Source organism: Burkholderia sp. Bp9099 (genome assembly GCF_003857805.1).
In the GTDB taxonomy this organism is placed as follows: Bacteria; Pseudomonadota; Gammaproteobacteria; order Burkholderiales; family Burkholderiaceae; genus Burkholderia.
The window spans coordinates 20858-44819 of record NZ_QTPU01000047.1 but is presented as its reverse complement, the minus strand read 5'-3'; the positions used below and the strand labels follow the sequence as shown (position 1 = coordinate 44819).

Below are 23962 nucleotides of genomic sequence, written 5' to 3'. Positions count from 1 at the left end.
TGCGCTCGCTCGCGAAGGGCGAGGCGATCACGCAGGACACGTCCACGCTCGAGAACCCGGCGATCCTCGAGCAGCTCAACCGGTCGCTCTGAATGACGCGGCCGGCACCGGCCGCACCCGACACTGTCGACACACGCGCGTTCGGGCGCCCATCCCCGCCCTGAACGCGTCGCACGCGGCCGCCACCCGGCCGCGCACGTGCGTCCCGCCGCGCCCCACCCTGCGTGCGCGGCTCATGCGACGGACACCGCCACGCGGGCATCCGCCGCATCCCCTTGTTCGAAGCATCGACGTACAACAACACTGGAGACACCTCAATGAAAAGCAGAATCGTGATCGGTTGCGCGGCGCTGGCAGGCGCGCTGGCCAGCAGCAGCGGCTTCGCGCAGAGCAGCGTGACGCTGTACGGCAACCTCGACGCCGCGTTGCTGTACACCAGCAAGACACGCGACGCGGCCACCGGCGCGAACGCCGGCCATCAGTTCGCGATGACCGACACCGGCATGACGCCGACGACGTTCGGGATGACCGGCACCGAGGATCTCGGCGGCGGCCTCAAGGCGAAATTCCAGCTCGAGAGCGGCTTCGCCGTCACCAACGGCGCGTTCGCGCATTCGAACGGCAACTTCTTCGGCCGCCAGGCGTGGGTCGGGCTCGACGGCGGGTTCGGCACGGTCAAGGCCGGCGTGCAGTATTCGCCGTTCCTGCTCGCGATCTTCGATTCGGATCCGCGCAGCTTCTCGCACTTCGGCAGCGGGCTGATCAACTACGTCGACAACGTGCTGGTGACGGGCCTGTTCAACCCGAACGCCGTGTCGTACACGAGCCCGACGATCGCCGGCCTCACCGGCAGCGCGATGTTCGCGTTCGGCGGCAAGGCCGGCGACTTCCAGGCCGGCCGCCAGTATTCGGCGAGCCTCAAGTACGAGCACGACGGCTTCATGATCGACGCCGCGTTCTACGACGGCAACGACGGCACCAACCCGACGCCGACGCCGAGCACCGTCGCGTTCGTCGGGCGCACGATCGGCGCCGCCTACCGCTTCGGCCCGGTCACCGCGAAGGCGTCGTTCACGAGCTACAAGGTCGGCGGCTCGTTCAGCAACAACGTGTACGGCGGCGGCCTCGACTACCAGGCGACACCGGCCGTCGACCTGAACGGCGGCGTCTGGTTCACCAGCGATCGCAACGACACGGCCAATCACTCGCTGCTCGCGGCGATCGGCGCGACCTACAGCCTGTCGAAGGCGACCGCGCTGTACGCGCAGGTCGCGATGGTCAACAACCACGGTGCGATGAACACCGGGCTGGGGATCACCAACGCGCTTTACGCGGTCACCGGCACGACCGTCGGCGCGAACCTCGGGATCCGCCACATGTTCTGATGCACGGGCGGTGGAGACTGCATCGAACCACCGCCCCGATGCATTCGCACTCCGAATCGTTTTTCGCCGAAGCCGGCCTGCAGCGATGCATCCGTTTCGGCGCGACTTCCGTTGCGGGCGGATGCACATGCGGATGCACATGCGAAGCTCCACCCGCCCGTCACCGTGCGTCGCGAGCCGTGCGGAGGCGCAGGACCTGATCCGCCGCGGTGCCGACGCGGGCCGCGTGCGCGACCGCCAGTTCACGCCGGTCGGCGAACGCGCATGACGCGGTAATGGCGCATTGCCGCGGCCACGTCGCAACGCAAGTCGTTGCGTCGTCACGCGATGCCGCGCGGCGCCCGCCGCCGGCATCGCGTGCGGCGTTCAGCCCGCCGCGAGCTGCTGCTCGTCGAACCAGTCGAGCAGCATCCGCGTGACGAACGCGGGGTTCTCCAGGTTCGAGATATGGCCGGCGTCCGGCACCAGCGCATGGCGGCAGCCGATCACGCTCGCCATCTTCACCGTCTCCGACGGTGGGCGCGCCATGTCGCCCGCGCCGCACATCAGCAGCGTGCGTCCGGCATCCAGCCCGGCGAGTGCGGCGAGCGTATCCGGCCGCCCGAAGATCAGCCGGCCGAGCGGGACGATCGATTCCCGCAGCCGGTCGGCTGGCAGGTTCGCAAGCGCCGCGCGAAAGGCGCGCGGCACCGGGTCGGCCAGGTTCACGTCCGGCCGGAAGAACAGCGGCACGATCGCATCGAGCAGCGGCGGCGCGATGCAGCCGGCGGCGGCGATCGCATCGAGCATCCCGAAGTAGCGCAGCCGCGTCGCGTCGGGTTCGGCCTCGAGCGACGCGTCCATCAGCACGAGCGAGCGCACGCGCTGCGGTTCGCGCAACGCGAGCCGCGCGCCCCACATCCCGCCGACGCTCAGCCCCACGACCGCGCACTGCCCGATCTCCAGCGCATCGAGCAACGCGCTCGCGTGCGCGGCGAGATCGTCGAGCGTCTGCGTGCCGGCAGGCAGCGGGCCCGACGCGCCATGTCCCCACAGGTCCGGCACGATCACGCGATACCGGCTCGACAATGCGTCGATCTGCGGCGCCCACATCGCGGCATCCCACAGATAGCTGTGCCCGAACAGCACCGGAAATCCGGTGCCGTGATCCTGGTAATGCAGGGTGCTGCCATGAACGATGTGTGCGGGCATGTCGTCTCCGGATGTCAATGCGGTGGGCGGTGAGCGGCGGCCCGGCAACGGGCGTCGCGATCCGCGGCGTTCTGCGACGAACGCGAAGCGGCGAATCATCGCACAGGTTGCCGCCGTTGCGGGTGACTGCCGCGCGTGCCGCGACGCAGCGCATCGCGCACTTGCGCCGTGCGGCCGGCACGACGCCGATCGCGCGACGCGACCGGCGCCGGTGCGGCCGCCGCGATGGCGCGCCACGCCGCGCGTGAAGCAACCGCCGACGTGACTGCGGCGCCGGACGACCTCGGATCGTCCGGCGCCGCGACGGGCGAAACGCGCGCTCAGAACACCGCGTGCCCGCTGATGAGGCTCGGCAGCCAGGTGGAGAAGAACGGCATGTACGTGACGATGTTGATCGCACTGAAGATCGCGAGGTAATACGGCCACGCCATCTTCGTCGTCTCGCCGATCGACACGTTGCCGATCGCGCAGCCGACGAACTGCACCGAGCCGATCGGCGGGTGCACGAGGCCGAGCGAGCAGTTCAGCAGCAGCATGATGCCGAACTGCACCGGCCCGACGCCGCATGCCATCGCGATCGGCAGGAACAGCGGCGTCGTGATCAGGATGTGCGCGGCCATGTCGACGAACGTGCCGAGGAACACCTGGATGATGTTGATGTACAGCAGCATCAGCCACGGCGCGGCGGTCGACTGCTTGAGCAGCCCTTCGATCGCATCCGGAATCTCCAGGTACGACATCTGGAAGCGCAGCATGTTGGACACGGCGATCAGCAGCAGCACGACGCCCGTCGTGCGCGCCGCATGCGACAGCGCGCGCCGCAGCTTCCCGGCCGTCAGCGTCCGGTAGACGAGCGCGGTCAGCACGAGCGAGTACACGACGGCGATCGCGGCGGCTTCGGTCGCGGTCGCGATCCCCTTCGCGACACACACGAGGATGATCGCGATCACCATCAGGCCCGGCACCGCGCCGACGAAGCTGCGCAGCACCGCATACCAGCCCGGGAACGACGGCAGCGCCGACGAACCGTCCTCGCGGCGCGGATAGCCGTGGCGCACGGCCTGCCAGTATGCGGCCGCGAGCACGAAGCCCATCACCCACAGCACCGGCAGGAGGCCGGAGAACAGCAGGTCGCCGATCGACACGCCGCTCACCGGCTGGCCGTGCAGCATGCCCGTGATCCCCTGCGCGGCGAACGCGTAGATGATCATGTTGGTCGACGTCGGCATCAGCGCGCCGGCGAGCGACGCGTGGGTCGTCACGTTGACCGCGTAAGCCGCGCTGTAGCCTTCGCGCTTCATCAGCGGAATCACCACGCCGCCCATCGCGGAGGTATCGGCCGTCGGCGAACCCGACACGCCGCCGAACAGCGTGCACGCGACGACGTTGGCCATCCCGAGGCCGCCGCGGAAATGGCCGACGGTGGCCTGCGCGAAGCGCAGGATCCGGTCCGCGATGCCGCCGTGCAGCATCAGCTCGCCGGAGAAGATGAAGAACGGCACCGCGAGGAACGAGAACGCGTTCATCCCCGAGATCATCGCCTGCATCGCGGTCGCGATCGGCAGCCCTTCGACCAGGTAGGTCAGCACGCAGGAAATGCCGAGCGCGAACGAGACCGGTACGCCGAGCACGAGGAAAACCAGAAAACTGACGGACAGGATCGCGAGTTCCATGGCGTTATTGTCCCGACGAAGAACGACGAAGCGCGAGCAGGTGCTCGAGCGAGAAGAGGATGATGGCGATCGCCGCGGGAATCGTGATCAGGTAGCGCACGCCTTCGGGCAACCCGATGATCGGAATGCGGTCGCCCATCGTCTCCGCGGCCATGCTGCCGCAGCCGACCATGATCGCGATCGCGAACGCGATCAGGCTCAGGTGCTGGATCGCGATCACCACGGTACGCGGGCCCGACGACAGGCGCCGCACGAGGGAGTCGAGGCCGATGTGGCCGCCGTCGCGCACCTTCATCGCCGCGCCGAACATCGCGATCACGATCACCAGCAGCAGCGCGATCGGCTCGACGAAGTCGGGCGCGTTCTCGAACGCGTAGCGCATCACGACCGCGTAGAACACCAGCACCGTGAGCGCGGCGAGACACAGCGACGCGACCACGGCCAGCGCGCGGAACAACAGGTCGTTCATGCAGCGCAGGCGCGGCGCCGCCGCATGCGGCCGGCACGGCGCCGCACCGTCCGCGGCCGCCGCGTCCGATGCGCCCACGGCCGCCGCGCCGTTCAGGGAAGTGCGACGGGTCACTTGGTGGCCTCGATCTCGTCGACGATCTGCTTCATCTGCGGCGTCTTCTCGTACTTCGCCCACAGCGGCTGCATCGCCTTCACGAATGCCGCGCGGTCGACCTGCGCGGCCGGCAGGATCTTCGCGCCGCCCTTCGTCACCGTCTGCTGCGCCGATGCCTCGCGCGCGGTCCACAGCTTCTGGTAGTACGGCACCGAATCGGATGCTGCCTTCCTGATCGCGGCCTGTTCCTGCGGCGACAGCGTGTCCCAGATCTTCTTCGAGAACACCAGCACTTCCGGCGTCATCGCGTGCTGCGTCTCCGAGTAGTCGGGCGCCACCTCGAAGTGCTTGGTTTCCTCGTACGACGGCAGGTTGTTTTCCGCCGCATCGACGAGGCCCGTCTTCAGGCCCGTGTAGACCTCGGCGAACGGCATCGGCGTCGGCGTGCCGCCCATCGCCTTGATCTCGTCGACCATCAGGTCCGATGGTTGCACGCGCACCTTCAGCCCCTTCATGTCGGCCGGCGTGCGCACCGGGCGCTTCGCGTAGATCGAGCGCGCGCCGCTCTCGTAGAACGTCAGCGCGATCATCCCCTTCGCCGCGAACGCGTCGAGGATCTTCTGGCCGGCCGGGCCGTACATCGCCTTGCGGAAATGGTCGACGTCGCGGAACAGGAACGGGAACGACGGGATCAGCGACTCCGGCACGATCTCGTTGAACGACGCGCCGTTCACGCGCGCCATGTCGATCGCGCCGATCCGCACCTGGTCGACCGTGTCCTTCTCGGAGCCGAGCGCGCTGTTGCCGAACACCTTGATCGAGTCCTTGCCGCCCGTCAGCTTCGACAGCTCGTCGCCCATGTACTTGACCGCCATGTTGGTCGGGAAGCTGTCGCCGTGCACGTCCGCCGAGCGGAACACGCGGGCCTGCGCGGACACCGCGAAGCCGGCCATCAGCGCGACGGCCAGGGCGGTACGGGAGCGGGTGAATCGGTGCTTCATCGTCAGTCTCCTTGATGGTTGTTCGTCGTCTGGCGGCGATCCGGGCGGCTTGCGCATCAGTCGGGGCACGGCCTTTACCGAATCGCAGTCATACGTTGTATGACGTGTGGAAGCGAATGTACGTCGGTTAATCGTTTAACTCACTTGGTGCATACCCTATAGGCGCTTCTGTAGCGGGTTTTCGGCGAGGCGAAGGGAAAAGCCTTCTCAGTTCAGCACGTAGCCGGCGAAACGTTTTCCGGAAATGGGGCTGCATTTGAGCCGGCGCGGTGCCGTGTCGTTTTCCGGAGCCGGATACTCTCTTTCGTTTCTATTTCTACAGTCGTAGGATGACTGACTGCTGTCGGAGACGGCCGGCTCGACGTGGGCGCCGTCGTTGTAATGACGACGTGACGATGCCGTTGCCCCCGCGGTCATGCGGGGCGTCGCGTCATCGTTGCCGGCGTGCCTGCTCACGCGTGCTGGCGGCACCGCGCGTCGACCACGGCGCATGCCGTCGCGGCAGGCACGCGCGATGCGCGCTTGCCGCGACATCGGAAACACGCAAGGAGGTGTGCGATGCAGACGACCAGAACGCCGGCGGGACAGCGTCAGGACACGCCGTTGAATCCGGGCGACGAAGGGCCGCCCGAGGCGCCGGGCGTCGGCGAGGATCTATGCGGCGTGTGTCGCGGCACCGGGATGGTCGAAGGACAGCCATGCGCGGTGTGCGGAGGGACGGGTAAGGTACTGCAGGGGATCGGCGGCGGCTAGACGGTCAAACGGAAGCGATGCGTGCAGGCCGCCTTCGGCGCCGTGCGGCGCCCGGACGGGCCACGGATCGAATGCGACCGCGCTGCAACGCCGCGATCGACCGGAATCGGGTATCCGCGCGGCGCGCGGCGCGTGAAAGACCTCAACGCCCGAGCCGCCGGTCCCGCAGAAACGCATTCAACTCGCCGCCCGCATGCTCGATGTGGCGCTTGAGCAGCGACGCCGCCGCGCGCGCATCGCCCTTGCGGCACAGCGCGACGAGCTCCGCGTGCTCGGATTCGGCCACGTCGCGCGCAGCCTCGGACAGCGACAGCTGCACGCGCGTGTAGCGGTCGGTCTGCTGCAGCAGCGACGCGACGATCGCCGCCGTCTTCGGCTGGTCGGCGCGCGACAGCAGCAGATGATGCAGCTCGGTGTTCAGTTCGCCCCAGCGGCCGGACTGGCTCGCGTGCAGCACTGCGCTGTATTCGTCGAGGATCGCGTCGAGCCGCGCGAAATCCTCGGCGGTCAGCTTCGGAATCGACTTTTTCAGCAGCACGGGCTCCAGCAGCGCGCGCAATTCGAACAGTTCGGTGATGTCCTCCGGCGACAGCTCCGACACGATCGCGCCCTTGTGCGGCAGGATCTTCACGAGCCCTTCGCTCTCGAGCTGCACGAGCGCTTCGCGCAGCGGGATCCGGCTGATGCCGAGTTCGGTCGCCAGCGCATCCTGGCGAAGCTGGTAGCCGTCGACGTATTCCCCCGTCAGGATGCGGCGGCGCAGTTCATTCGCTGCGGCTTCGGCGCGCGTGGCGTAGACAAGAGCGGGGCGTTTCTCGTTCATGTTGCGGTTCGGACTGGGGATGGCGGTCAGGCAAGCGCCGACGCGGCGCTGGATATTGCATACTTTCTACGATATTAGCAGAGCGGCCTTGCGGGCGAGCGTCGGCGGTCGCCGCCACAGGCGACGTCGGCATCGACGTCCGGTGTTCCCGCAATACGGCACCGGACGCTCACCGGCGCGCTTTCTCGAAGTCGGCACGGCAATGAACCAGGCTGCGGCCGCGCGCTGATCGAGCATGCGCCCTAGCATAAGCGCTCGACGATCATGACGTCCGTGTCGTCCCGCGCCCGCAACATGAGCCACGTTTCATCGCGAACGGCAACGCCATCGCGTCGTGCCAGCCTGATCGGCCCTACGTCCAGCCGGCCATGATCGACAACCAGATAAGCGGAACCGGGCATCGGCAACGCGTGCCGCAACGCAGTGCCTTCACGCAGTGTCGCGATACGCACGCGTGCATCGGCATGAACGGGCAACGCGCCGGCGCGGACATCCTCCGGATCGCCGCTCGCCAGCGTCACGAATCGGCCCTCGCGACATCCGGGCGAACAGACTCGCGTCGCACAGCGCGGTGTACCGGCAGGTGTGCGCGGCCGCAGCCGGATCTGGAAGTGCCGCGCGGGCATATTCTCGTCGTTGCGCTCGGCGTGATGGATCGCCGTGCCGGCACTCGTCACGTGGACGGAATCGGCGACCAGACGCACGCGATTGCCTGCGTCGTCTTCATGCGTGATGGCGCCCGACCGCACCCACGTGACGATCTCGACGTCGCGGTGGGCATGCGGGCCGAGGCCCGAGCGCGGCGCGAATTCGACGTCGCTCCACATGTAGAGCGGACCGAGCGGCGCATCGTCGGCGCGCCCGGATTCGCCGATGCGGAAATACTGGCGAATGTCGACACGGCCGCGCCGGATTGCGCCAAGCGCAAGAAATGGCCGATGTTCAATCATGACGGAGCCCGGTTCGAGTACGCCGGGCGCGGATCGCGATCGTCGCAGACGGCGTCTTCCGCACCCGCGCGCCGTGGCTGCGCTCAGATCTGCTGCTGGCCGCCATCGACGAACAATTCGATGCCGTTCACGAAGCTCGCGTCGTCCGAGGCCAGGAACAGCGCCGCGCTCGCGATCTCGCCAGGCTCGCCGAGGCGCCCCATCGGGATCTGGGCAGCCAGATAATCGGCGAGACCCTGGCGCTGCGCGGCATCGTCGCCGGCGAGATCGAGCAGGCCAGGCGTGCGGGTCGCGCCCGGGCTGATCGTGTTCACGCGGATGCCGCGTTCCTTGAGATCGAGAATCCAGCTGCGTGCAAAGGCCCGCACCGCTGCCTTCGAAGCCGAATACACGCTGAACGCCGCGGTGCCCGCGCTGCCCGCCGTCGAGCCGGTGAGAATCACCGAGGCACGCTCGGCAAGCAGCGGCAGCGCTTTTTGTACCGTGAACAGCACGCCCTTCACGTTGCGCTCGAAGGTGTCGTCGTAGTGTGCTTCGGTGATGCTGCCAAGCGGCAGCATCGAGCCGCCGCCGGCGTTCACGAACAGCACGTCGAGGCGGCCCTGTTCTTCCTTGATCTGCGCATACAGCGCGTCGAGCTCATCGAGCTTGGTGGAATCCGAACGTACGCCGGTCGCCTTGCCGCCGGCTTCGCGAATGCCCTTCACGGCGGCATCGAGTTCGGCCTGTCGGCGGCCGGTGAGATAGACGTGCGCACCTTCGGCCGCGAAGCGCTGGGCGGTGGCGAGACCGATGCCGCTGGTTGCGCCGGTGACGAGTGCGATCTTGTTGTCGAGTTTGCGTGCCATGGTATTGCTCCTTTCGTTGGGTCGGTGGGGGTTTCGTTGCATCGCGTACTGCGATGTGAGGAGAATATCGACGGCCTCATCTTTTCGAAATAGAATTGATTGCAAACAAACGTTGCAGAAATGAAAAGATGAGGGAAGATGGCTCAACTACCCGATTTCGAGGGGCTCGCGATGTTCGCGAAGGTGGCCGAGCACGGTTCGTTTGCCGCCGCGGCGCGCGCGACCGGCGTGTCGGTCGCGACCGTCTCGCGCGGCGTGGCCCGCCTGGAGGACCGGCTGGGCGCGCGGCTGTTCAATCGCACGTCGCGTCAGCTCTCGCTCACCGAGTTCGGCCGCACGATCAGCGAGAAAGCCGGCGAGATCTATCGCCAGGCCGAGGAGGCGGAAAGCTCGGCACGCGAAATGTCGGTGCGGCCACGCGGGCTGGTACGTCTGGCCGTGCCGATGTCGTACGGCCTGCGCTGGGTCGCGCCGCTGCTGCCGGGCTTCTTTCGCGCGTATCCGGAAGTGTCGATCGACCTGCATCTGTCGGATGCGTCGGTCGATCTGGTCGCCGACGGGTTCGACGCCGCGCTGCGGATCGCCGCGCTTCCGGACTCGTCGCTGGTCGCGCGGCGGCTGTGCGCGGTGACGCAATTCGTGGTGGCGTCGCCGGAATATCTGATGCGTGAAGGACGGCCCGCCCATCCGCGCGAGCTCGCGGATCGTCCCTGTCTCTCGTACGCATACCGCGCGCGTAGCGCCGTATGGCGCTTCACGAACGACGCAGGCGAAGAAGAGCCGGTGATGCCGACGGGCCCGCTGCGCGTGACGAACGCCGATGCGCTGTTGCCCACGCTGCTCGCCGGACTGGCGATTGCCGAACTGCCCGAGTTCATCGCCGGCGATTACCTGGCCGACGGTCGTCTCGAAGCGATCCTGACCGACTGGTCGCTGACGAAGGGCGGCATTTACTTCGTCACGCCCTCGGCGCGCGCGCGGCCCGCGAAAGTCGCGGCGCTGTCGGATTATCTCGCCGAGCACCTTTCCGAGCCGACCTGGCGATGGCCGAAATGATGCGTCGGCACGGTCGATCAGCCGGCGTTTCGTCATTGCATTCATGCAATGACGGTGTGGCGCGAAGCACCGGATACGATGGCCGCGGCACACGCATTCTCGGCGGCGCAACCCGCTTGACGACACGACGACGAACGGCCGCTCGAGCAATCGAAGCGGCCTGCCGATGTTGCATCCCGACCGGCGCTTCTGGCCGGTAGACGTCACCGTCATATAGAATGACGCGCTTTGCCCGCACGCCTATGTGGTTCAAGAATCTTCAGCTTCACCGTCTTCCGGCACCGTGGGCCGTTACCCCCGATCAGATGGAAGCATGGCTGGCGCCCCACGCGTTTCAGCCGGGCACCAGCGTCGAGATGCAGCGCTCGGGATGGGCGTCGCCGCGTGACGACGGCGCGCTCGTGTATTCGATCAACCGGCAGATGCTGCTGACGTTTCGCGCCGAAAAGAAGCTGCTCCCGGCGTCGGTCGTCAATCAGGTGACCAAGGCCCGGGCGCTCGAGGTCGAGGAGCAGCAGGGTTTCAAGGTCGGGCGAAAACAGCTGCGCGAACTCAAGGAGCAGGTGACCGACGAACTGCTGCCGCGCGCGTTCACCATTCGCCGCGATACCCGCGTGTGGATCGATACGGTGAACGGCTGGCTCGTCATCGATGCGGCCGCACAGGCACTTGCCGACGACGTTCGCGGCCTGCTCGTCAAATCGATCGATCAATTGCCGCTCGCCGGCGTCCAGGTGGCGCTGTCGCCGGTCGCCGCGATGACGGACTGGCTGCTGTCCGGCGAGGCGCCGGGCGGATTCACCGTGGATCAGGACGCCGAGCTGCGCTCGAGCGGCGAAGGTGGCGCCACGGTGCGATACGTCGGCCACGCGCTGGAGGCGAACGACATGCGCCGGCACATCGAGGCCGGCAAACAATGCATGCGCCTCGCGATGACCTGGAATGACCGGATCTCCTTCGTGCTCACGCCGTCGCTGACGATCAAGCGTGTCACGCCGCTCGACGTGATCAAGGAGGCGTCGGATCCCACCGCGCAGAACGACGACGAACGCTTCGACTCGGATGTCACGCTGATGACGGGTGAATTGGCGCGGATGTTGACCGATCTCGTCGATATCCTGGGTGGCGAGCGGCAAGACTCGGTTCAAATCGCGGCGGCAGCCTGAACCTCGTCGGCTGTCGAGGATCGTCGCCGCGCTACGGCGCGACGGCGCGGCTTCGCGCTGACGCGACCTGTCGGGGAGGACCGTCGCCGCTCTTGCGGCGGGCGGGGTGCGGCTGCGCGCCGGCGAAGCGCAGCCTCACCGTGGAGCAGCGGACAAGCTATCCGAACACCCGGGCCCATACCGCCCGAAGGCGTCGCGCGCGGTCTTCGAACAGATATGAGGCTGCCAGCGTCAAGAGACCTGAAATCGCACCCGTCACGATGTGCTCGACATACGGGATACGGTAGTGACTCGTGTGCGAGTAGGCGTCGCCCAACGTCGTCAGGACGCCGACGATCACCGCATTGCCGTATCGATGCGCGTAGAGTTTCGCCGCGGGCGTGAAGGTCAGCAGTACAGCCAGGAGTCCGGTAAACAGGCCTGTATGAAATGCAATCGACCAGTGGGTAAGGCTCATGATATTGCCCCAGCTCCCCGGCATGCAGGTCATGCACGCACTGGTCGGCTGCCAGAAGCGCTGGATGAACAGTCTGACGCGCTGCTTCCACTCGGTTGACATGACGCACTCCCCTCAATGCCGTCGTCACGGCCGACGCCACCATACGTATCGTTGAAGCAGCTTCCAAATCCTTTGACGAGCCTGCCGCCCTCGTCGCGGACGGGTTGGCTATGCGCCATAGAGGCCGAGCCATAACCTGACATGGGGGAATACTACTCCACGAGTCCACGGCCGCCGTTTCGACCGGCACCGCACCGGGCCTTCTCACGGAAACCGGGAATCGCTGCGGATCGCGTACTGCAAATGCGCGCATCTTCAATCGACGAAAATCACCGAGCCATCGTGCAACCGCGCGTTCATCGACATGCATGCGCGCGCGGGTGGTTGATCTAGCCATATATCAGGACTTCTTATTGAAGGTCTTGATCGCCCTGCAAATCATTCGTGGCCTGCGCTTGCTGAAACCTGTCGCCGGGCGTATGGTTTATTTCTCTATCGCCCTTTTCCGGGAGATACCAAAATGGCTGCCATGCAATCCGCGGCCACGCCCCTCTCCGACGAGGAAGCCCGGCGCCAGTTGCGCCGCGCCGTCATCGCCAGCACGATTGGCACCACGATCGAATGGTATGACTTTTTCCTCTACAGCACGGTCACCGGCCTGGTCTTCGCAAAGCTGTATTTCCCCCAATCCCATCCACTCGTCGGCACGCTTCAGGCGTTCCTGATCTATGCCGTCGGCTTCGTCGCGCGGCCGGTCGGCGCGGCGATCTTCGGCCACTACGGCGATCGCATCGGCCGCAAGGCCACGCTGATCGTGACCCTGTTGCTGATGGGGCTCGCGACGTTCGCCGTGGCCTTCGTTCCGACCTACGCGACGATCGGCATCTGGGGCGCCGTTCTCCTCACGGTGCTGCGCTTCATCCAGGGCGTCGGCGTCGGCGGCGAATGGGGCGGCTCGGTCCTGATGTCGATGGAGTGGGCGCGCACCAATGCGCATCGCGGCTTCGTCGCATCGTGGCCGCAGTTCGGCGTGCCGGCAGGATTGTTCCTCGCCAACCTCGCCGTGCTGGCCATGAGCTGGTTGTCCGGCAGCAGTTTTCTCACGTGGGGCTGGCGCGTGCCGTTTGTCCTCAGCATCCTGCTGGTCGCGATCGGGCTTTATATCCGCCTGAACATTCTCGAGACGCCGATCTTCGCGAAACTGCTGGCCGAGCGCCGGATCGAGAAGGCGCCGATGCTCGAAGTGCTGCGCAAGCAGCCGAGGGATATCGTGCTGTCGGCGTTCGCGCGGATGGCCGAACAGGCGCCGTTCTATATCTTCACGGCGTTCGTGTTCACTTACGGGATCACGGCGCTGGGCGTCACGCGAGAGCTGCTGCTGACGGCGGTGCTGGTGGCGTCCGTGGTCGAATTCGTCACCATTCCGCTGTTCGGCCACGTGTCGGATCTGATCGGGCGGCGGCGGATGTACATGATCGGTGCGGTTTCCGTCGGTGTATTCGGATTCCTCTACTTCGCGATGGTCGACAGCCGGAATCCGGCGTGGATCTTCGCGGCCATCGTGCTGTCGCTGGTCCCGCATTCGATGATGTACGGACCGCAGGCGGCATTGATCGCCGAATCGTTTACCGGGCGGTTGCGGTATAGCGGTGCGTCGATGGGTTATCAGCTCGCTTCGGTCATTGCGGGCGGCCCGGCACCGCTGATCGCGACCGCGCTGTTTGCCTACTACCATTCGGGGTATGCGATCGCGGTGTACGTGCTGATATGTGCGGTGCTGAGCCTGGTCGCCGCATCGAAGCTCGGCGACTACACGAACAAGGATATTTCGCGGGAATACGACGACGCGCGAAGTCTGGAGGATCATGGGCACGCGCCGCCGCTGACCTGACGGGTTGGCCGGTTCGCTCGATGCATGGGACGACGAGCCGGCTGCCGGCCCGCTTTCCGCGCCCGGTCCCGATTCAAGCCAACGTGTGCGCCCGGAACGACACGACAACTGCTTGATTGCGGTCAATTACGCCCACGCCCGCTCAGCCGCGCCTCACTCACTGTTTGTGATCCGCGCGAGCGGCGCCCAGCGCTTCGAGCAACGGTCGAAGCGCATCGAGTTCCGCGCCGAAGCCGGCCCAATCCCCCGCCTTCAGCCGCTCGATCGCACGATCGTAATGGGCCAGCGCGTCGCGGGCGCGCGTATCCGCGGCGCCGCCGGCCGGCGCCGCCACCGGCCCCGGCCTCGTCTCCTTGAAGAGCGCCGCGAGCGCCTCGCTCAGGTTTTCCTCCATCACGACGCGATCGCCATAGGCCGCGATTACCCGTTTCAGCTCGGGCAACTGGCCGGACGACGCGCGCAGATAGAGCGGCGACACGTAGAGAATCGAGTGCTCGATCGGAACGACCACGAGATGTCCGCGGATGACGCGCGAGCCCATCTGGTTCCACAGCGAGATCTGCTGCGAGATTTCCGTGCTCTGCTGGATGCGCGCCTCGATCTGGTACGGCCCGTAGATCAGCTTTTCCTTGGGGAACGCGTAGACGATCAGCTTGCCGTACCCGGGCGGATCGCAACGCGCGGCCAGCCACGCGATCATGTTCTCGCGCTGGCTCGGCACCATCGGCAGCATGAGCACGAAGCCGGCCTGCGCATCGCCGGGCAGCCGCATGATCGTGTAGTACGGCGCCATCTGCCGGTTCGCGGCGTCGCCCCCGTCGATATCGCCGAGCGCACGAGGAAACTGCCAGAGGTCCTCGCGGTTATAGAACACTTCCGGTGCATCCATGTGATAAGCGCGGTAGAGGTTCGCCTGGATCAGGAACAGATCCTCGGGGTAGCGGATGTGCCGTTGAAGATCCTGCGGCATCGCGTCGAGCGGCTTGAACATGCCGGGGAAGATGCGCGCGTAAGTCCGCACCAGCGGATCGGAAGGATCGCTGACGTAGAAGTCGACCGTGCCGTTGTACGCATCGACCACCACCTTGACCGCGTTGCGAATGTAGTTGGCACCATCGCCAGTGCCGGGCGGCGCATACGGAAACCACTGGCTGGTCGTATAGGCGTCCTGCATCCAGAACAGGCGCCCGTTGCTTGCCACGACATAGGGGTCGTGGTCGAGCGCGAGAAACGGTGCAATCGTGCGGATCCGGTCCCGGATGTTGCGGTGAAAGAGGATCCTGCTCTCGTTCGTGATGTAGTGCGTCAGCAGGATGTTGGGATCGCCGAACTGCCATGCGAACAGGCTGCGCCGCACCGCGCCGCCGATCGCGACACCATCGCGCCCGCTGTACGACGTGTAGACGTTGCTGTCCCCCTTCGGGTAGTCGAATTCGGGCACGCTGCCCTTCACGATCACATAGCCCTGCCCGCCTTCGCCGAAGTAGATGCGCGGTTCGTCGATCGCCGGTCCGCCATCGGCGACGGGCGGAATGTCGCGCAGATAGAGCGACGGCAAGCCTTCTGTCGATTTCTCCGTAACCGGCGACATCACGATGCCGTTGCCGTGGGTGAACAGCAGATGCAGGTTCACCCAGGTCCGGGCGTTCTCCGGCAGCATCGACTGCTCCAGTTCGCGCGCCGACAGCATGACCTGCCGGTAGCCGGAGTCGAGACGGTAGCGATCGATATCCACGGAAAAGAACTTGTAGTAAGTCCTGATCTCCTGCAACTGCGCGTAGGTATCCATCAGCGGCTGCACATCCCACAGGCGGATATTGTCGACGGTCGCGCGATTGGCCTGCAGCGACGCGATGTTCAGGCCCTGCTCGGCCGCGAACGGCTTGACCTCGATCTGCGCGAGACCGTAAGCCTGCCTCGTCAACGCGATGTTGTGCTGGATATAGGGCGTCTCGAGCTGCAGTTCGCTCGGCTTGACGTAGAAGCGCTGGAACAGCGCGGGATAGACGATGCCGAGCGCGAACGACGTGCCGAACACGAGCAGCATCGCGGCGGCCGGCAACCGATAGCCGGGCCGGCGCAGGTTGACCAGCATCGCAACGGCCGACGCAACGGCGAGGCCGACGAGCAGCCACAGCACCGGCAGCATCACGTGGACATCCGTATAACCGGCGCCGACCACGACCCCGTTGTTGTCGTAGAGCAGCAGAAAGCGTTCGAGCCACCAGGACCAGGCTTTCAGCAGGAAGAACAGTGCCAGTAGCGCCGACCCGTGAACCGCGGCGGCCGACGAAAGCCCCTTCGGCGGGCGGAGCATGATGTCGCCACGCAGCCAGTAGACGCCGCCCGCGACGATCGCGCAGCACACGACCACTTGCAGCAGCAGGTTCTTCAGCACGATCCAGACGGGCAGCGCGAACAGATAGAAACCGATGTCCTTGCCGAAGATCGGATCGCGCCCGCCGAACGGCACCCGATGCAGGAAGCGAAGCGCGACATCCCAGCTCGACATCGCACCGGCGGCGATCGCAAGCCCGAGAATGACGGCACCCGCGGCAATGACCGCGCGCCAGGGAATGCGCGACGCGACCTCCCCCGCCAGCGCCCGCAGGACATCCTCCGCACGCGTCGACGAAGCGTCCGCTACCTGCCAGACATCGACGGGCCTGGCATGACGATGCGCGAGCCACCCCGACGCGCCGATCGCGGCCGCCGACACGGCGAACACCGCGGCGAACAGCAGCACCCTCGCGGACAGGATCGTCCAGAAGACGTCGGCATAGCCGATCGACGCGAACCAGAGCCAGTCGACCAGGAGACCGGTGACGCGCCCGACGACGATCAGGCAGGCGACGACGATCGCAGCCGCGATCCCGTAGCGTCTCAGGCGTGGGACGGACGTTGCTTGCGAGCGCATCGAGGCTCCTTTGCCGGGCCGTCATGGGTGGCCGGCCGCGGCCGGACCTGGCGTGCCGCCGATCCGGCAGCGAGCATCGCGGCCGGCCGCATGTCTGAATGCTACGCCCGTTGTCGACGCGTCGCCATCCGACGGCATGCGCGACATCACCGGGAACGAGCGAACGCAGTGCAGTGCGCTACGGCAGATTCGCCCCCCCTCGACCAGCACCCGTCGATGGCCGCTGCCGGGCGCAATCAGTGACGACCGTAGTGAACCGAACGCCGGCCGTCTTCCCCGCGCTCCCCGGACATCCTCGATGAAGCACAAAAAAGCCACCCTCGCGGGTGGCTTCCGTGCGTGCAATCAGTCGTCGATCACCCGCCTCACACGTGCGTGCGCCGACTCGCTTCCGCATCGACCTCGCGCAGCGACTTGCCGCGCGTTTCCTTCGCAAGCCCGACGCACACGATCGAGATCAGCGCGGCCGCGACGAGATACAACGCGATCGGCGTCGACGAGTGATAGCGCTCGAGCAGCGACAGCCCGATCAGCGGCGCAAGCGAGCCGGCCATCAGCGGCGCGACCTGGTAGCACAGCGACAGCGCGGTATAGCGCACGTTGGTCGGGAACATCTCGGTCATCAGCGCCGAATACGGCGAGTACGTCATCGATTCGATGAACAGGCCGAGCACGATCGCGGCCATGATGATCCAGTCGTTGCCGGTATCCATCATCGGGAACGCGACGAAGCCCCAGCCGGCGGTCAGCACGGCGCCCGTCAGATACACGGGCTTGCGCCCGACGAGATCCGACATCAGCCCCATCAGCGGGATGAAGAAGAAGTGAATCGCGTTGGCGGCGAACATCAGCTTCAGGATCCGCGTGGTGTCGAAGCCGACGACCAGCTTCAGGTAAGTCAGCGAGAACGTGACGACCATGTAATACAGGATGTTCTCGGCGAACCGCGCGCCGATGCCGATCAGCACCTGCCGCCAGTGATACTTGAGCACGTGGCCCACGCCGAGCTGCTTTTCCTGCTTCTGCGCGCGGCGCGCCTGCGCTTCCTTGAAGATCGGCGCATCGTCGACCTTGCGGCGAATCCAGAAACCGATCAGCACGACCACCGCCGAGAACCAGAACGCCGCGCGCCAGCCCCACGCCAGGAAGTCGGCCTCGGACAGCGAGCTCGACAGCACCAGCAGGATGATCGTCGCGACGAGGTTGCCGGCCGGCACGCCGGCCTGCGGCCAGCTGGCCCAGAAGCCGCGGCGGTTGTCCGGGCTGTGTTCGCTGACCAGCAGGATCGCGCCGCCCCACTCGCCGCCGAACGCGAAGCCCTGGATCAGGCGCAGCGACACCAGCAGCACCGGCGCCCAGTAGCCGATCGCATCGAAGGTCGGCAGACACCCCATCAGGAAGGTCGTGACGCCGACCACGATCAGGCTCACCTGCAGCAGATACTTGCGGCCGAACTTGTCGCCGTAATAACCGAACACCAGCCCGCCGATCGGGCGCGCGGCGAATCCCACCGCATACAGCGCGAACGCGGCGAGCAGGCCGTCGATCGGGTTGCCGGTCTTCTTGAAGAAGTGCGTGCCGAACACCAGCGCCGACGCCGTTCCATACAGGAAGAACTCGTACCACTCCGCCACCGAGCCGACCATCGACGCCGCGACGACCCGCTTCAATTCCCGCTTCGACGCCGTGTCCCGCACGGCTGCTGCACTACCAGGCGAGACTGCCTCGCCGACCTGACTTGTCATCTCCGTATCTCCTCTCGTTGTCTTCCATTTCCCTTGGCGGGCCGGGTTCGCGCGTAAGCACGTCGAAAGATTTTATACAATATCCAATACACAATCCACGCAATCTCAAAAAAGGTTTCGGCAGAAATGCGACATGCGGGGCGGCATCTGGCCGTCAGGTTCCGAGCCTGCGAGCGCGATGGTTCTGATCAGAGGAAAGTACGGCAGGACCCGTCTATGGGACGCCGACCGCGGCTCGCGGGCCGACGGACGGGGCGTGGCGTGAATTTTCCGGCGTCGACGGGATCGTCCGTCGCCCCCGCCCAAAGCCGCTGCGGCGCGGTTCGCCATCCTCCCCGCGGCTCCGGCACGACGACCTTCGTCACGCCCTTTTTATTTTATATTGTATAAAATATTCGAAGTGGCTAGAATGACTTCCGTCGATGGCTGACTCTCGGGCGAAACCGGAGGCAACGTTTCGGCACCGAGGCAAACAAGAGGCGGCCAGCCGCCGTCCGGATCGCATGCAGCACCGACGAGACGGCGAGCGCGCGTACAGCCCAGGTTGCCAGCAATGGCAGTTGACCCTATCTGAATGTGAGGAAACGAGATGAGCGACAACATTTTTACCGGCACCATTCCGGCCCTGATGACGCCGTGCACCGCTGACCGTCAGCCGGATTTCGACGCGCTGGTGAAGAAGGGCAAGGAACTGATTGCACTCGGCATGCGCGCGGTGGTGTACTGCGGCTCGATGGGCGACTGGCCGCTGCTGACCGAAGCGCAGCGCCAGGAAGGCGTCGCGCGCCTGGTCGAAGCCGGCGTCCCGACGATCGTCGGCACCGGCGCGGTGAACTCGAAGGAAGCCGTGTCGCACGCCGCGCATGCCGCGAAGGTCGGCGCGCACGGCCTGATGGTGATCCCGCGCGTGCTGTCGCGCGGCGCGTCGCCGGCGGCCCAGAAGGCGCACTTCGCCGCGATCCTGAACGCCGCGCCGAACCTGCCGGCCGTGATCTACAACAGCCCGTACTACGGCTTCGCGACCCGCGCCGACCTGTTCTTCGAACTGCGTCGCCAGCACCCGAACCTGATCGGCTTCAAGGAATTCGGCGGCGCCGCCGACATGCGCTACGCAGCCGAGAACATCACGTCGCAGGACGACAGCGTCACGCTGATGGCCGGCGTCGACACGCAGGTCTTCCACGGCTTCGTGAACTGCGGCGCCGCAGGCGCGATCACCGGTATCGGCAACGCGCTGCCGCGTGAAGTGCTGCAACTGGTCGACCTGTGCAAGAAGGCCGCGCAAGGCGACGCAGTGGCGCGCGTGCGGGCGAAGGAACTGGAAGCGGCGCTGGCCGTGCTGTCGTCGTTCGACGAAGGCTGCGACCTGGTCCTGTTCTACAAGCACCTGATGGTGCTGAACGGCGACAAGGAATACACGCTGCACTTCAACGAAACCGACGCCCTGAGCGACGCGCAGCGCAACTACGCGGAAGCGCAGTACACGCTGTTCCGCAACTGGTATGCGAACTGGTCGAAGAGCATCGCGTAAGCGCGTTCGCACGAAACCGTTCGATACGCAGCCATGAAACGGCTGCGTGACGAAAACAAAAAGCCACGGAACCCTCCGTGGCTTTTTTCATTCGCGCTCTGCGCTGCAATCGCGCACCTGCCGGATCAGTGCTGCTGCACGGCCGCCCCGCTCGCGCGCTCCTGTTCCGTGATCTCCGTGCGGCAATGGCCGATCATGTACAACGCACCGGCCGCGGCGAGCGCCGGCACCGCCAGCAGGCTGAACACGTCGCCGAAGTGCCAGCCGAGCCCCATCAGCATCGCGCCGGCGAATGCGCCGGCCACGCCGCCGATTCGTCCGATGCCGAGCATCCATGCCACGCCCGTCGCGCGGCAGCGCGTCGGATACAGGCTCGCCGCATAGGCCGACATCGACGTCACCGCGCTCGTCACCACGGTGCCGCACAGGAAAATCAGCGTGCCGAGCCATGCGGCATGCCCGATCGTGCGGCTCGCCACGAGCACCAGCAGCGCCGCCACGACATACGCGCAGACGATCGTCCGGTTCGGATTGAAGCGGTCCATCAGCCATCCGGCGCCGAGGTTGCCGAGCACGCCGCCGAGCGGGAACAACGACGTCATCAGCGCGCCGCCTTCGGCGCTGAAACCGGCGTCGCGAAGCAGCGTCGGCATCCAGTTGGTCAGCAGGTAATAGATCAGCAGTCCCATGAAATAGGCCGCCCACAGCATCAGCGTGCGCGAACGGAACTGCGCGGATACGACCTGCGCGAGCGCGGACGCCCCGCCCGTTTGCGCTCGCGCGCCGGCGGCCACGAACGTGCAGTCGTCGAAGCGCTCGCGCGGTGCGATCCGCGCGAGGATGCGCGCGATGCGCGCATGCGTGCCCGGTCGCGCCGCGAGATACTGCGCGGACTCGGGCAGCAGCATCACGAGCGCGACCGCCAGCGCGAGCGGCCCGATGCCGCCCACGGTCAGCACGCTTTGCCAGCCGAACTGCGGAATCAGCCACGCGGACGTGACGCCGCCCACCGCGAGCCCGCACGAGAAACCGCAGAACATCGCGTTGACGACCACGCCGCGGATCCGGGCGGGCGCGTACTCCGACATCAGCGTGACGGCGTTCGGCATCGCCGCGCCCAGGCCGAGCCCGGTCAGGAAGCGGAATGCAGTCAACGCTTCGATCGACTGCGCATGCGCGGACACCATGCTCCACGCGCCGAAGCACACAACCGACAGCACGAGCACGGTCTTGCGGCCGAGCCGGTCCGCGCACGGGCCGGCGGCGAGTGCGCCGATGCCGAGCCCGGCCAGCGCCGCGCTCATCACCGGGCCGAGCGCGCTGCGCGCGATGCCCCAGTCGTGCGTCAGCGCGGGCGCGATGAAGCCGATCGCGGCCGTGTCGTAGCCGTCGGCGGCCACGACCAGGAAGCACAGGATCAGGATCAGCCACTGACAGGGGGAAAAGCGCTCGGCGTCGATGAACGACTGCACGTCGAGCGTACGCGGGGGGGTTTTCATCGTATGTCTCCTTCGGTCCGGTCGCACGACGGTGCCGATGCACCGCCCGCGCGCGGACCTGTTCATGGTCATGGTTTCGTCGTGAACCCGGCGCCCTTGCAGGCCGGCGATCGCGACGCGGCAGCCCGTGGCGGCTAACCGCATCGCGCATGCCCGGCCGATGCCGTCCGCGCCGCCCGTGACGATCGCCCCGCGCGCGGGGTGTCGTCCGTGTCGGGTCCGGGTTTCATCGTCATCGGCTCAGCGCGTCAGGTACGCGAGGCTCGGGAACTCGACGCGGCGGATGATGCGGCTCTCCTGCGCGACGATCAGGTGGCCGGACGCCTGCAGATACGCGGGCCAGTCCGGATCGGCATCGCGCGCGGTGCGCCGCGCGTCGTAGTCGGCGATGCTGTCGTAGCCCCACAGATGGACGACCTGGTTCAACGCGCCGATGTCGCTCATGTAGAAGCCGACGGGCGCGCCGAGATACTTGACCTGGATCGGCATCGCGAGCCGGTCGAAGATCTCGATGAACTCCGCCATGCCGCGCGGGCGGATCGTATAGATGCGATGGTCGATGAAGGATTTAGCGGTAGTCATGGTCGGCTCCGGGGTCAGGCGGTCGCGCGCGCGGCGGCGGGTGGTGTCGGCTCGGCGGCGGATGGTGTCGGCTCGGCAAGATCGAGTCGGTCACGAAGGTCGGTCTGGTCGCCTAGATCGGCCAGCCCCGCGATATGGCGTGCGCTCAGATAGCCGAACGTCATGATCGGCCCGAGCGTGATCCCCGCGCCCGGATAGTTGCCGCCCATGATGCTGGCGCGATCGTTGCCGACCGCATACAGGCCGGCGATCGGCCGGTCGTCGGCGGCGAGCACCTGGCCGACCACGTTGGTCCGGATGCCGTCGAAGGTGCCGAGGTCACCCATCACGACCTTCAGCGCGTAATACGGCCCGTCGCCGAGCGGCGCCACGCACGGATTCGGACGATGGTCGGCGTCGCCGAGATAACGGTTGAACGACGTCGTGCCGCGGCCGAATTCGGGATCCTCGCCGCGCGCGGCATCGCGGTTGTAGCGTCGCACGGTCGCTTCCAGATTCGCCGCATCGAGGCCGGCGCGCTGCGCGAGTTCGGCCAGCGTGCGCCCCTGCACGAGATAGCCGTTGCGCAGCAGCGGCCCGAGCGGCACGGGTGCCGGCTTCGCGAAGCCGAGCCCGTATTTGCGGATCGTCGCGTGATCGCACACGAGCCACATCGCCGTCTCGGTCTCGCCTTGGCATGCTGCGATCATCGCGGCGCCGACGTCGTGATACGAATTCGATTCGTTCGTGAAACGCGTGCCGCGCCGGGTCACGCCGATGACGCCGGGCTTGTAGCGATCGAGCAGATGCGGAAACACACCGAAGCGGCCGTCGCCGAGCGGCACGCGCGAGACGGGCATCCATGCGGCCGGTTGCGGATAGCGGATCTCGACGCGGCCGCCCGCGCGCTCGGCGAGCGTCGCGCCGTCGCCGGTGTTGCCGGCCGGCACCGGCGATACATGTTCGCCGCCGCGCGCAACGTGCGGATAAGCACGCGCGATGCGCGCGACGTCGTGCGAGAAGCCGCCGCTCGCGAGCACGACTGCGCGGCGTGCGGTGATGCGATACGTCGCGCCGTCGGCCCCGACCGTTGCGCCGGCGATGCGTGCGCCGTCCGCGGCGAGTTCGCGTGCGGGCGTGTTCGTCAGGATCGGAATGCCGAGATCCAGCGCGGACTTCGCGAGGCGCGCGGCGAGCGCGTTGCCGCTCGTGATCTGCACGCCGCGCCGGTACAGCGCGAGATCCTTCAGATGCGCGGCAAGCCGCTTCGTCACGTACCACGCTGACCGAAGCGAGCGCGTCGCGTTGAAGAAGTGCTTCAGGTCTGCGTTCGACGAATTGAACATCATCCCGATGAACGTGATCGTCTTCAGCGGCGGACGCAGGCGCTCGAGATCGCGCCCGAGCCCGCGCGCATCGTACGGCGCGGCGACGACCGAGCGGCCGATGTCGACGCCGCCGGGCATGTCCGGGTGATAGTCGGGATACAGCGTCGGCACGAATTTCACGTCCGTCTCGCGCTCGAAGAAATCGAGCATGTGCGGGCCGTGCTCGAGAAATGCGTCGATCGCCGCATCGTCGTAGAACGCGCCCGTCTCGCCGCGCAGATACGTGCGGGCCGCATCGCGCGTATCCTGCACGCCGTTCGCGCGCGCATGGCGATTGCCGGGGATCCACAGCACGCCGCCGGAAAATGCGGTCGTGCCGCCGAAACATGCTTCCTTCTCGACGACGATCACGTCGAGCCCCGCCTTGCGCGCGGTAATGGCGGTGGACAGGCCGCCCGCTCCCGAGCCGATCACGAGCAAATCGCACGTGACGTGCTTCGAACGCTGCTGGTCGTTCATCATGTCTTCCTCCATCTCTTGAATAAATGTGCGTCGCCGTGCTCGTGCTGCGCGCCGTGAG

At 66.5% G+C, this 23962-nt stretch carries 20 protein-coding genes; 7 read left to right on the top strand and 13 right to left on the bottom strand.

The window, feature by feature from the left end:
• The first annotated feature begins 317 nt into the window (after positions 1-317).
• On the top strand, positions 318-1385 hold the full coding sequence (locus tag DIE17_RS34585; RefSeq protein WP_124921759.1) for a porin: 1068 nt from the start codon (positions 318-320) through the stop codon (positions 1383-1385).
• Between the two features lie 139 nt (positions 1386-1524).
• Positions 1525-1653 (top strand): hypothetical protein, encoded by a 129-nt coding sequence (locus DIE17_RS38200; protein WP_260427357.1) that lies wholly within the window; start codon positions 1525-1527, stop codon positions 1651-1653.
• A 98-nt stretch (positions 1654-1751) separates the two neighbouring features.
• Here DIE17_RS38200 and DIE17_RS34580 read toward each other — a convergent pair whose 3' ends face one another.
• From DIE17_RS34580 to DIE17_RS34565, 4 genes are all read right to left on the bottom strand, one after another.
• On the bottom strand, positions 1752-2576 hold the full coding sequence (locus DIE17_RS34580) for an alpha/beta fold hydrolase (RefSeq protein ID WP_124921758.1): 825 nt from the start codon (positions 2574-2576) through the stop codon (positions 1752-1754).
• A gap of 320 nt (positions 2577-2896) precedes the next feature.
• The gene (locus tag DIE17_RS34575; protein ID WP_124523853.1) at positions 2897-4249 is read right to left on the bottom strand and encodes a TRAP transporter large permease; all 1353 of its coding nucleotides are present in this window, start codon (positions 4247-4249) and stop codon (positions 2897-2899) included.
• Between the two features lie 4 nt (positions 4250-4253).
• On the bottom strand, positions 4254-4832 hold the full coding sequence (locus DIE17_RS34570; RefSeq protein WP_124921757.1) for a TRAP transporter small permease: 579 nt from the start codon (positions 4830-4832) through the stop codon (positions 4254-4256).
• Positions 4829-5815, bottom strand: a complete 987-nt coding sequence (locus tag DIE17_RS34565; RefSeq protein WP_124523850.1) for a TRAP transporter substrate-binding protein — start codon at positions 5813-5815, stop codon at positions 4829-4831. Before DIE17_RS34565 ends, DIE17_RS34570 begins: the two co-directional genes overlap by 4 nt.
• Positions 5816-6373: 558 nt before the next feature.
• Here DIE17_RS34565 and DIE17_RS34560 point away from each other — a divergent pair.
• Positions 6374-6568: a hypothetical protein gene (locus tag DIE17_RS34560; protein WP_124921756.1), complete on the top strand. Its 195-nt coding sequence runs from the start codon at positions 6374-6376 to the stop codon at positions 6566-6568.
• 142 nt (positions 6569-6710) lie between these two features.
• On the opposite strand, the gene DIE17_RS34555 is transcribed toward DIE17_RS34560, so the two are convergent.
• The 3 genes from DIE17_RS34555 to DIE17_RS34545 all read right to left on the bottom strand — a co-directional run bounded on the left by DIE17_RS34555 (position 6711) and on the right by DIE17_RS34545 (position 9189).
• Complete coding sequence (locus DIE17_RS34555) at positions 6711-7391, bottom strand: GntR family transcriptional regulator (protein ID WP_044847167.1); 681 nt, start codon at positions 7389-7391, stop codon at positions 6711-6713.
• Between the two features lie 242 nt (positions 7392-7633).
• Complete coding sequence (locus DIE17_RS34550) at positions 7634-8341, bottom strand: pirin family protein (RefSeq protein ID WP_124921755.1); 708 nt, start codon at positions 8339-8341, stop codon at positions 7634-7636.
• A gap of 83 nt (positions 8342-8424) precedes the next feature.
• A complete protein-coding gene (locus tag DIE17_RS34545) occupies positions 8425-9189 on the bottom strand; it encodes an SDR family NAD(P)-dependent oxidoreductase (protein ID WP_124489416.1) in 765 nt (254 codons plus the stop codon).
• Positions 9190-9327: 138 nt separating this feature from the next.
• Between DIE17_RS34545 and DIE17_RS34540 the strand changes: the two genes are divergently transcribed.
• A complete protein-coding gene (locus DIE17_RS34540) occupies positions 9328-10245 on the top strand; it encodes a LysR family transcriptional regulator (protein ID WP_124523845.1) in 918 nt (305 codons plus the stop codon).
• Positions 10246-10487: 242 nt separating this feature from the next.
• Positions 10488-11411 carry a recombination-associated protein RdgC gene (locus tag DIE17_RS34535; protein ID WP_044847162.1) on the top strand — a complete coding sequence of 308 codons (924 nt, stop codon included), beginning with the start codon at positions 10488-10490 and terminating at the stop codon, positions 11409-11411.
• Positions 11412-11568: 157 nt separating this feature from the next.
• On the opposite strand, the gene DIE17_RS34530 is transcribed toward DIE17_RS34535, so the two are convergent.
• Complete coding sequence (locus DIE17_RS34530; RefSeq protein ID WP_124921754.1) at positions 11569-11970, bottom strand: hypothetical protein; 402 nt, start codon at positions 11968-11970, stop codon at positions 11569-11571.
• A 460-nt stretch (positions 11971-12430) separates the two neighbouring features.
• On the opposite strand from DIE17_RS34530, the gene DIE17_RS34520 reads away from it, so the two are divergent.
• Complete coding sequence (locus DIE17_RS34520) at positions 12431-13801, top strand: MFS transporter (RefSeq protein WP_124489394.1); 1371 nt, start codon at positions 12431-12433, stop codon at positions 13799-13801.
• Between the two features lie 157 nt (positions 13802-13958).
• Here DIE17_RS34520 and DIE17_RS34515 read toward each other — a convergent pair whose 3' ends face one another.
• Both DIE17_RS34515 and abaF read right to left on the bottom strand, forming a co-directional pair.
• Positions 13959-16718, bottom strand: a complete 2760-nt coding sequence (locus DIE17_RS34515) for a UPF0182 family protein (protein WP_124921753.1) — start codon at positions 16716-16718, stop codon at positions 13959-13961.
• Positions 16719-17083: 365 nt separating this feature from the next.
• Entirely contained in the window at positions 17084-18463 is a 1380-nt protein-coding gene (gene abaF / locus DIE17_RS34510; protein WP_124668330.1) for a fosfomycin efflux MFS transporter AbaF, read from the bottom strand.
• Positions 18464-19052: 589 nt separating this feature from the next.
• Here abaF and DIE17_RS34505 point away from each other — a divergent pair.
• On the top strand, positions 19053-19994 hold the full coding sequence (locus tag DIE17_RS34505) for a dihydrodipicolinate synthase family protein (protein ID WP_124523839.1): 942 nt from the start codon (positions 19053-19055) through the stop codon (positions 19992-19994).
• Positions 19995-20119: 125 nt separating this feature from the next.
• Here DIE17_RS34505 and DIE17_RS34500 read toward each other — a convergent pair whose 3' ends face one another.
• The 3 genes from DIE17_RS34500 to DIE17_RS34490 form a co-directional block, all read right to left on the bottom strand.
• Positions 20120-21493, bottom strand: a complete 1374-nt coding sequence (locus DIE17_RS34500) for an MFS transporter (protein ID WP_124921752.1) — start codon at positions 21491-21493, stop codon at positions 20120-20122.
• A gap of 240 nt (positions 21494-21733) precedes the next feature.
• Positions 21734-22075, bottom strand: coding sequence for an NIPSNAP family protein (locus DIE17_RS34495; RefSeq protein ID WP_124489399.1), 342 nt, complete (start codon positions 22073-22075; stop codon positions 21734-21736).
• A 14-nt stretch (positions 22076-22089) separates the two neighbouring features.
• Positions 22090-23904 carry an FAD-dependent oxidoreductase gene (locus DIE17_RS34490; RefSeq protein ID WP_409410402.1) on the bottom strand — a complete coding sequence of 605 codons (1815 nt, stop codon included), beginning with the start codon at positions 23902-23904 and terminating at the stop codon, positions 22090-22092.
• Between the last annotated feature and the right edge of the window lie 58 nt (positions 23905-23962).